The 8,956-nt window shown below is 70.1% G+C and carries 8 protein-coding genes and 1 tRNA gene; 5 read left to right on the top strand and 4 right to left on the bottom strand.

Annotation, left to right across the window (positions count from 1 at the left end; genetic code table 11):
* Nucleotides 1–1,389: glycosyltransferase (locus FRW57_RS12660; protein ID WP_152186133.1), on the bottom strand; the 1,389-nt coding region annotated here is incomplete at its 3' end.
* Between the two features lie 78 nt (nt 1,390–1,467).
* Nucleotides 1,468–3,138 carry a carbamoyltransferase family protein gene (locus FRW57_RS12655; RefSeq protein WP_137120360.1) on the bottom strand — a complete coding sequence of 557 codons (1,671 nt, stop codon included), beginning with the start codon at nt 3,136–3,138 and terminating at the stop codon, nt 1,468–1,470.
* Nucleotides 3,139–3,355: 217 nt separating this feature from the next.
* On the opposite strand from FRW57_RS12655, the gene FRW57_RS12650 reads away from it, so the two are divergent.
* From FRW57_RS12650 to FRW57_RS12635, 4 genes are all read left to right on the top strand, one after another.
* Nucleotides 3,356–4,330 (top strand): UDP-glucuronic acid decarboxylase family protein, encoded by a 975-nt coding sequence (locus FRW57_RS12650; RefSeq protein ID WP_137120361.1) that lies wholly within the window; start codon nt 3,356–3,358, stop codon nt 4,328–4,330.
* A gap of 94 nt (nt 4,331–4,424) precedes the next feature.
* Complete coding sequence (locus FRW57_RS12645; RefSeq protein WP_137120506.1) at nt 4,425–4,922, top strand: hypothetical protein; 498 nt, start codon at nt 4,425–4,427, stop codon at nt 4,920–4,922.
* Nucleotides 4,919–5,575: a gluconate 2-dehydrogenase subunit 3 family protein gene (locus FRW57_RS12640; RefSeq protein ID WP_238384520.1), complete on the top strand. Its 657-nt coding sequence runs from the start codon at nt 4,919–4,921 to the stop codon at nt 5,573–5,575. Before FRW57_RS12645 ends, FRW57_RS12640 begins: the two co-directional genes overlap by 4 nt.
* The gene (locus tag FRW57_RS12635) at nt 5,575–7,236 is read left to right on the top strand and encodes a GMC family oxidoreductase (protein WP_137120362.1); all 1,662 of its coding nucleotides are present in this window, start codon (nt 5,575–5,577) and stop codon (nt 7,234–7,236) included. The genes FRW57_RS12640 and FRW57_RS12635 overlap by 1 nt, the downstream gene beginning before the upstream one ends.
* Before the next feature lie 97 nt (nt 7,237–7,333).
* Here FRW57_RS12635 and FRW57_RS12630 read toward each other — a convergent pair.
* Both FRW57_RS12630 and FRW57_RS12625 read right to left on the bottom strand, forming a co-directional pair.
* Nucleotides 7,334–7,407 (bottom strand) — tRNA-Pro (locus tag FRW57_RS12630).
* 67 nt (nt 7,408–7,474) lie between these two features.
* On the bottom strand, nt 7,475–8,416 hold the full coding sequence (locus FRW57_RS12625; protein ID WP_238999414.1) for a metallophosphoesterase: 942 nt from the start codon (nt 8,414–8,416) through the stop codon (nt 7,475–7,477).
* Between the two features lie 59 nt (nt 8,417–8,475).
* Here FRW57_RS12625 and FRW57_RS12620 point away from each other — a divergent pair, with 59 nt between their 5' ends.
* A complete protein-coding gene (locus FRW57_RS12620) occupies nt 8,476–8,943 on the top strand; it encodes a GatB/YqeY domain-containing protein (protein WP_137120364.1) in 468 nt (155 codons plus the stop codon).
* Nucleotides 8,944–8,956 lie beyond the last annotated feature (13 nt).

Genomic DNA, 8,956 nt, shown 5'->3' with positions numbered 1-8,956 from the left:
CAGGCAGACCTGCTGGAGTCCGTTGCCCGCCGCGAGCAGCCGTCCGCCGTCGGCGAGGATGTCGGCCAGCCGGGCTCCCCAGGACTCCAGCAGGTCTGCCTGGCCCTCGAGGGCGGCCATCCCGGTCGTGAGCTCGCGCCGGTGCTGCCGGACCCAGTCGCGGCTCGCATGCTGCCGGCCCGGGCGCTTCCGGCGATCGGCGCGCCGAACCGCCTCGTGCAGCGCGTCCTCGGTCCGTGCCGCAACCTGGTGCCAGGAGTACTTCTCCACCGCTCGGCGGCGTGCGTGCCAGCCCCAGCTTCGCGCCGTTTCCGGCTCGGCGAGCAGGGCAGCAACGGCCTCGCCCACGGCCCGGTCGTCGTGGGGCGGCACCAGTCGACCCGTCCGACCGTCGACGATGGTGTCCAACAGTCCGCCGACCGCGCTGCCGACCACGGGGACCCCGCAGCCCGCCGCCTCCACGGGGGTGATCCCGAACGGCTCGTACCACGGAGTGGCGAGCACGACATCGGCAGCGCGGTAGAGAGCGGGCATCTCGTGGTGCGGCACAGAGCCGACGAAGCGCACCCGGTCGTTCACCCGGTGCTCGAGGGCCACTTCGGTCAGCCGCTTCACCTCGGGGTCGTCCTGCAGCTCACCGGCGTCCGGTCCACCAACCACGAGCAGCTCACCTCTGGCCAGCCGTGCCAGCGCGCGCACCGCGGTGTCGATCCCTTTGCGGGGCACCAGCCGTCCCACCGTCAGAAGAGTCGGGCCGGCGTCGGCCACGGTCTCCTCACCCGGGCAGAACAGGTCCGTGTCGACCCCGCACGGCACCACTCGGACGTGCTCGGTGGAGACCCCCATCCGCTCCAGCTCCGTGACTTCGTCCGAGCACGTCGCGACGACGATGTCAGCTCCGCTGGCCACCAAGCGCTCGACCTCGGGTCGGATCCGGGGACTCGTGTCGGCAGCACCCTGGTGCCGCCGCTTGACGCTGCCGAGGGCGTGGAAGGTCTGGACCATCGGCACACCCACCGCCTGGCAGGCACGAAGTGCCGCGATGCCGGACATCCAGAAGTGGGCGTGCACGACGTCCGGTCGTCCGTGGGTCGCCCAGTCCTGACGCATCCAGGTGGAGAAGTCGTCCATCAAGGGGAGCAGCTCGTCCTTGGGCAGCCGCGCCTGCGGTCCCGCCGGGACGTGCACGACAGTGACTCCGCAATCCATCCGGATCCGTTCTGGCTGCTGCGCCTCCGGCGCGTCTCGCCGGGTGTAGACCTCGACGACGTGGCCACGTCGGACCAGCCCCTCCGCCAGCGCGGCCACGTGCACGTTCTGCCCGCCTGCGTCGCGACCGGCGAGCGTCGCGAGCGGGCTCGCGTGCTCGGACACCATCGCAATCTTCATCGAACTACCTCCTCGGGGAGTGCGTCCGGGCTCGCGGGGAACCGGACGATCCGTATCGCGTGGGGGCCGGCCCGCTCGTCACACCTGCTCCTCGGCGAACAGCGCGCCGCGCTGCACCAGGTGGGGACCGAGCACCAAGGCGTCGACGGGCGAAGACCCGAACAGCTCCAACGCCTCTCGCGGGGTGTCCACCATGGGCCGACCGGCCGTGTTCAGGCTGGTATTGACCACCACGGGCAACCCGGTCATCGCGGCGAACTGCTCCAGCATGCCGGTGAGCCTCGGCAGCTGCTCACGGTCGACGGTCTGCACCCGGGCCGTGCCGTCCACGTGGGTGACCGCCGGGATCCGTTCGCGCCAGGTCTCCGCGACACGGTGCACGAACAGCATGTAGGGGCTGGGCAGTGGGCCCGCGCTGAAGATCTCGGGGGCCCGCTCGCTCAGGACCATCGGCGCCACGGGGCGGAACTGCTCTCGGCCCTTCACGTCGTTCAGCCGTTCCAGGTTGCTTCGCCGGCCGGGATGGGCCAAGAGGGACCGATGGCCCAGGGCCCTCGGCCCGAACTCGCTGCGCCCGTCGAACCAGGCGATGAGTCCGTCGTCGGCGAGGATCCGTGCCACGCGGGTGTCCAGGTCATCCGGAGTCGTGAAGGGCACGCGGGCGTCGCGAAGGCACTGCGCCAGCTGCTCGTCGGTCCAGCGCCGCCCCAGCGCCGCCGTGCCGAAGGGCACCGCCTGGAGGTCTCCCGCCTCGGACAGCACGTGCAGGGCCGCGCCGAGTGAGGTCCCCGCGTCCCCCGCGGCGGGTTGGACCCAGACGTCGTCAAAGCCGCTCTCGGCCCAGATGCGTGAATTGGCAACGCAGTTGAGCGCTGTTCCCCCGGCCATCGCGAGCGCCTGGTCGTCGGTCTGCTCGTGCAACCAGCCGGCCATCTCCACGAGGGTCTCCTCGAGACAGGACTGCAGCGAGCAGGCGAGGTCGGCGTGCTCCGGAAGCCACTCGGTGTCGTCCCGCCGACGGGCCGGTGCAAAACGACCCCAGTCCGGCACGCGTCCCACGAAGCCGCCATCGCCTCGGGCATGGACGTTGTCACGCAGCGCCGAGGCAAAGCGGTTCTCGCCGTACGACGCCAGGGCCATCACCTTGAACTCATCGCTCGAGCGCAGGAACCCGAGATGCTCGGTGAGCGACTCGTAGACCAGGCCGAGGGAGTCGGGCAGGCGTTGGGTGCCGAGCACCTCGAGCGGGCCCGAGTCGTAGCGACCTGCCAGGTGAGACGCCGATTCACCGCGGCCGTCCACCACGAGCACGCTCACGCCTGATGGGGAGTCGCGGTGCGGTCTGACCAAGCCGGCCGACGCGGCGTGCGCCGCGTGGTGAGGGACGAAGGTGACGGCCTCCGGCTTGAGGCCGGGGAGAGCGGTGGCCAGGAACTCCGGTGCCCGCTCGGCATACTCCTGGCGCAGGTGGTCCCACGGGTCCGGCAGGCCGAGTTCCGCGGCAGGACGGGCCAGACGTGGGTCGTAGGAGTAGGCGACCGCGTCGAGATCCTCGGCGGAGAGCCCGGCCTCGTCCAGGCACCAGCGCATGGCCAGTTCGGGCAGTTCCCACGCCGAGAACGGCACCGGTCGCTTGCCGTGCTTGCGCCGGCTGAACCGCTCCTCCTCCGCGGCAGCGACGATCCGTCCGTCGACCACGAGAGCGGCCGAAGGATCGTGGAAGAGCGCGTTGACTCCGAGCACCCGCATGGCCCCCCTCTACCCAGCAGAACCGCTTCGAACCACTTCTCGAACCACTTCTCCCGAAGGGCCGTCGCTCGACCTTGGCCGGTGCGCTTCTCGCGGCTGCCGCGCGCTCTCGTGGGCTGTTCGGGGGACCGGTTTGTCGCTGCACTTCACGGGTAGGAACGATTCCGAGCGTGGCCGGACAGCATCACCGGGCACCGCCATCGCATGAGGAGGAAGCATGCCGAGGACCAGCCAACCCGAGCTCCGCACGCGTCGAGCGGTCGTGACAGGAGGCGCCGGTTTCGTGGGCAGCCACCTGTGTGAGGAGCTGCTGCGTCGTGGTGCCGAGGTGGTGTGCCTCGACAACTTCCTGACGGGCAGCCCGGCGAATGTCGCCCATCTCATGGACAACCCGGGCTTCCGGTTGGTCCGCTGCGACGTCACCGACTTCATGCACGTTCCCGGAGACGTGGACCTCGTCCTGCACTTCGCCTCTCCGGCGTCGCCGAGCGACTACCTGCGACTCCCGCTGCACACCCTCAAGGTCGGTGCGATCGGCACCTGGCACGCGCTGGGTCTGGCCAAGGAGAAGGGCGCGCGGTTCGTGCTCGCCTCCACCTCGGAGGTCTACGGCGACCCCCAGGTCCATCCGCAGCCGGAGGACTACTGGGGACACGTCAACCCCGTGGGTCCACGGGGCGTGTACGACGAGGGGAAGCGCTACGGCGAGGCGCTCGCGACGGCATACAGGGGGACCGAAGGGGTCGACGCCGCCATCGTGCGCATCTTCAACACCTTCGGTCCGCGGATGCGCCCCGATGACGGACGTGCCATTCCCACGTTCATCTCCCAGGCCCTGGCCGGTGAGCCGGTCACCGTGACCGGTGACGGCCTCCAGACCCGTTCGGTCTGCTACATCGACGACCTTGTCGAGGGCGTGCTCGCGATGGCGGCCTGTGACCATCCCGGTCCGGTCAACATCGGCAACCCGAGCGAGCGCTCGATCCTCGAGATCGCGAAGGACGTCATCGCGGCAACCGGCTCCACATCCACCATCGTGCACATCGACCGGCCCGTCGACGACCCCAAGGTCCGTCGCCCGGACACCACGCTGGCCCGGGAGCTGCTCGGGTGGGAGGCGCGCGTGCCGTGGAAGGAAGGTTTGGCGCGCACGATCGCCTGGTGGAGCCAGCGCGTGCAGCAACCGGCCTGACCCACCGCCCGCGCGGTGCGGCGATTGTGCAGCCCACTGCTGGGTAGAAGTGAGGAAGGCCATCGACAAGGAGGACCCTCTCGTGCTTTCGGCAATGCGTGCACTGCAGCAAGCCATCCCCATGCGGTCGTCGGTTGGGCGCTCCGAGCCCGTGGGCGAGGTGCTCCACGGCATCGACAGGGTGCTCCGCGACGTCGAGACGGGCCGCTTCGAACGAAGCCTCTCCGGCCTCACGGCGGCCGGCGCGGTCATCACGAGCACCGAGATCTTCTTCGAGCACGACAAGGCCAGCTTCGGAGACCCCTGGATGTGGGCGCCGATCGCGCTGGGCCCGGTCGGCTTCGCGGCGGGCGTCGCAGGCGTCTTCAGCAAACGGATGGCCAAGACGATGCTTCCGCTCACCTCGTCGGTGATCGTCCTGAACGGGATCCAGGGGACCTGGCTGCACGCACGGGGCATCAAGCAGAAGCCCGGTGGCTGGTCGAACTTCCGGTACAACATGGAGATGGGGCCGCCGTTGCTGGCGCCGCTGCTGATGACGATGGTCGGGGGCATGGGCCTGCTCGCTTCCATCCTGAGGCGCGAGAAGTGAACCAGAAGCTGCCTCTCCAGGACCCCAACGCGCGAGGACGGTTCCCCGGGTTCGACACCGCCTCCCAAGCCGAGTACTGGGACATGGCCACCAAGGCCGTGGTCGCCGAACGGCTCGGTATGCCGCCGAACATCCGCTTCTTCACCCGGGAGGAGGAGGCGACAGCCAACGCCCTGTGTGACCAGCTCCTCGATCAGCAGGAAGACCCGCGCGTCCCCGTGGTGCACCTCATCGACGCGCGCCTCGCCGAGAAGCAGTACGACGGCTGGCACTACGAGGACATGCCGGAGGACGCCGAGGCGTGGAAGCAGTCCTTGGCGGCGCTCGACCAGGACTCGCGCGAGGCGTGGTCCCGGCCCTTCCACGAGTGCGATCTCGGCGAGCAGCGCGGAGTGATCCAGGCCATCGTCGACAGGGGCAGCGGCGAGTGGCACGGCATGATCGCCAAGCGGGTGTGGAGCCTCTGGACCCGCTACGCCTGCTCCGCCTTCTATTCGCATCCTTGGGCATGGGACGAGATCGGGTTTCCCGGGCCGGCCTTTCCGCGCGGCTACAAGAACATCGGCGTCGACAAGCTCGAGCCCTTCGAGGTGCGCGACGCGAAGCCGGTGGATCCGACGCGGATCGGCGACGCGGACCGGGGGAAGAGCTGATGCGCCTGCTGCCGGGGTCGCTGGACCACGTCCGCGAGCGCAACGAGTCGGCGTGGCTGATGCCGCCCCATCCGGGCACCAACCACCAGCTGCGCCACGACATGCGCCGGTTCGAGGACGATGACGAGGTCGATCTCGTGATCGTCGGCTGTGGAGCGGGAGGATCGACGCTCATGCAGCGGCTGGCACGTCTGGGCTGGCGCATCGTGGCCCTGGACGCGGGGCCGTTCTGGGAGCCGGAGCGGGACTGGGTCAGTGACGAGGCGGGCTCACACCACCTCTACTGGAACGACCCCCGCGTCATCGCCGGCTCCGATCCGGTTCCGTTGGGATCCAACAACTCCGGGCGGGGCGTGGGTGGCTCGATGGTGCACTATGCGGGCTACACGCCGCGGTTCCATCCCAGCGACTTCCGGACCTACAGCCAAGACGGCGTGGGCGCGGACTGGCCCTTTGCCTACGAAGATCTGCGTCCCTACTACCAGGACATCGAGGAGGAGCTGCCTGTCGCGGGAGAAGACTGGCCCTGGGGCGACCCGCACAGCTATCCGCACAGCCCCCACCCCGTGGGCGGGAACGGCGAGATCTTCCTCGAGGGTGCCCGCAAGGTAGGCATCACGGCGAAGGTCGGCCCGGTCGCGATCAGCAACGGCCGCTTCGGCAACCGCCCGCACTGCATCTACCGCGGCTTCTGCCTGCAGGGCTGCAAGGTCGACGCGAAGGCGTCGCCGCTGATCACGCACATCCCGGACGCGCTGGCGCACGGTGCCGAGGTGCGCGCGGACTCGATGGTCACGAGGGTCGGGGTCGACGACCGCACCGGCCGCGCGACCGGCGTGCACTACGTACGCCGTGGCCGGGAACGGTTCCAGCGGGCGCGCATGGTGGCGGTCGCGGGATACTCGATCGAGACCCCTCGGCTGCTGCTGAACTCCGCCACCGAGCGGTGGCCGAACGGGCTGTGCAACGACCACGATCTCGTCGGCCGCTATGTCATGGTGCAGGGCGCGCCGCAGACGGCCGGCCGGTTCGACCGGGAGATCCGGATGTACAAGGCGCCGCCACCGGAGGTCAGCAGCGAGCAGTTCTACGAGACCGACCCGAAAGCTCCCTACCAGCGCGGCTTTTCGATCCAGACGGTCTCGCCCTTGCCGATCACCTGGTCGGAGCACGTCATCGCCCAGGGCCACTGGGGCGCTTCGCTGCGGGAGTACATGAGTGACTACGTGCACTGGGCCTGCTTCGGTGCCCTGTGCGAGTTCCTGCCCCGTCCCGAGAACCGGGTCACCCTCGATGAGGAGAAGGACCGGCACGGGATGCCGATCGCGCACTTCAGCTACTCCCAGGGCGAGAATGACCAGCAGCTGTTGCAGGCCGCGCAGCAGAAGATGGAGGAGATCCTGCACGCGGCGGGTGCGGACGAGACCATGACGATCCAGCGATTTGCCCACCTGGTGGGTGGTGCCCGGATGGCGGCCACCGAGGACAAGGGCGTGGTGAGCGGCGACTGCCAGAGCTTCGCGATCCCCAACCTCTACCTCACCGACGGCAGCGTGCTGCCCACCCAGGGCAGCGCCAATCCCGCACTGACGATCATGGCGATCGCCGCGCGGGCGGCCAGTCGGCTGGCCCGCGGGGCCCGAGGAGGACCTCCCCGGTGAGGTCGGCCACGCCGCCGAGGCACGGGCGGACGGCGAGGAGATTTTGTCCCCTGACAGCAAAGGTCCGCTCCGACTGTTTCGGGCGAACCTGCTGCTGTCGGGGTGACAGGATTTGAACCTGCGGCCTCTTCGTCCCGAACGAAGCGCGCTACCAAGCTGCGCCACACCCCGTGGCTGGCGCCACACAAGGCAGCGCCAGCACACAATAGCCGAGCACCTCGCCACGGACCGAATCGGGTCAGGCCGAGCGACTCGTCAGCGTCAGCAGGGTCGCCTCCGGCCGGCAGGCGAAGCGGGCTGGAGCGTAGGGCGACGTGCCGAGCCCGGCCGACACGTGCAGCCACGCGGCGTCGTCCGGACCGTGGGGTGAGGCGGCGGAGCCCGCACCCGGCCACCACCGGGACACGCCCTTGGCGCGCCCGAGCGGCAGGTCGCAGTTGGTCACCAGCGCACCGGCGAACGGCAGACAGAGCTGCCCGCCGTGCGTGTGTCCGGCCAGGACCAGGCCCGCGCCGTCGCGAACCATGGGGTCGAGCACCCGCTGGTATGGCGCGTGCACCACTCCCAGCGTCAGCGCCACCTGCCCGTCGGCCGGCCCGGAGACGCTCGGGTAGTCGTCGAGCTGGATGTGCGGGTCGTTCACCCCGACCAGCTCGAGGCGGACGCCGGCCACCGTCGTGGTGGTGCGCGCGTTGTCCAGGTCGAGCCATCCCGCGCTGGTGAAGGAGCGGACCAGGTCGTCGGTCGGCAGACCCCTGGCACGCGTCTCCGGGGCCTTGCGGTGGCTCAGGTCGAAGTACCGCAGCGGGTTCTTGGCGGTCGGCCCGAAGTAGTCGTTGGACCCGAGCACGAAGGCGCCCGGCAACTCCATCAGCGGTGCCAGCGCCTCGACCGCGGAGGGCACAGCCCGCAGGTCGGCCAGGTTGTCGCCGGTGTCCACGACGAAGTCCGGCTCGAGTGTGGCCAGGCCGCGGACCCAGTCGATCTTGCGCCGTTGGCGCGGCACCAGGTGCAGGTCAGTGAGGTGCAGGATCCGCAGCGGCCGGGTGCCCGGAGGGAGCACGGGCACGCTGACGCGGCGCACGACATACGCCTGGCGTTCGACGAGGGAGGCGTAGGCGAGTCCGGTGGCGGCGCTGCCGAGCAGGCCGAGCGCGGAGCTGCGCAGGAGAGAGGTCATCGGGGACATCCTCCCAAACAGGGTGTGGCTCGCCACGCGGGCGGTGACAGACTGCACGCATGACGCCGAGCCAGTCGCTGAAGACCACCCTGCGGGCCGACCTCACCGAGGCCATGCGCGAGCGCGACAAGGTGCGCTCCGGGACCTTGCGGATGGTGCTGACCGCCGTGACCAACGAGGAGGTCGCGGGTAAGGAGTCACGCGAGCTCTCCGACGACGACGTGCGCAGGGTCGTGGCCAAGGAGGCGAAGAAGCGCCGCGAGGCCGCGGAGGCGTATGACGGTGCGTCCCGTCCCGAGCTCGCCGAGCAGGAGCGGGCGGAGCTCACCGTGCTCGAGGGTTACCTGCCGGCCCAGCTCACGGACGACGAGCTGGACCACCTGGTGGCCGACGCCGTGCAGGAGACCGGCGCGACCGGGATGGCGCAGATGGGCCAGGCCATGAAGGCGGTCCAGCCCCGGGTGGCCGGGCGGGCCGAGGGCGGCCGGGTGGCCGCCGCCGTCAAGCGCCGCCTCAGCGGCGGCTGAGCCCGGCGGTCTG

The organism is Segeticoccus rhizosphaerae (assembly GCF_009192725.1).
Lineage (GTDB): Bacteria > Actinomycetota > Actinomycetes > Actinomycetales > Dermatophilaceae > Segeticoccus > Segeticoccus rhizosphaerae.
This window is presented reverse-complemented; position numbering and strand designations above follow the sequence as displayed.

What these genes read in the sequence shown, in the direction of transcription:
- FRW57_RS12655 (WP_137120360.1), bottom strand. Translation starts at nt 3,138, where the DNA reads ATGCGGGTGCTCGGAGTCAACGCGCTCTTCCACGATCCTTCGGCCGCT.
- FRW57_RS12620 (WP_137120364.1), top strand. Translation starts at nt 8,476, where the DNA reads ATGACGCCGAGCCAGTCGCTGAAGACCACCCTGCGGGCCGACCTCACC.
- FRW57_RS12635 (WP_137120362.1), top strand. Translation starts at nt 5,575, where the DNA reads ATGCGCCTGCTGCCGGGGTCGCTGGACCACGTCCGCGAGCGCAACGAG.
- FRW57_RS12645 (WP_137120506.1), top strand. Translation starts at nt 4,425, where the DNA reads ATGCGTGCACTGCAGCAAGCCATCCCCATGCGGTCGTCGGTTGGGCGC.
- FRW57_RS12625 (WP_238999414.1), bottom strand. Translation starts at nt 8,416, where the DNA reads ATGACCTCTCTCCTGCGCAGCTCCGCGCTCGGCCTGCTCGGCAGCGCC.
- FRW57_RS12650 (WP_137120361.1), top strand. Translation starts at nt 3,356, where the DNA reads ATGCCGAGGACCAGCCAACCCGAGCTCCGCACGCGTCGAGCGGTCGTG.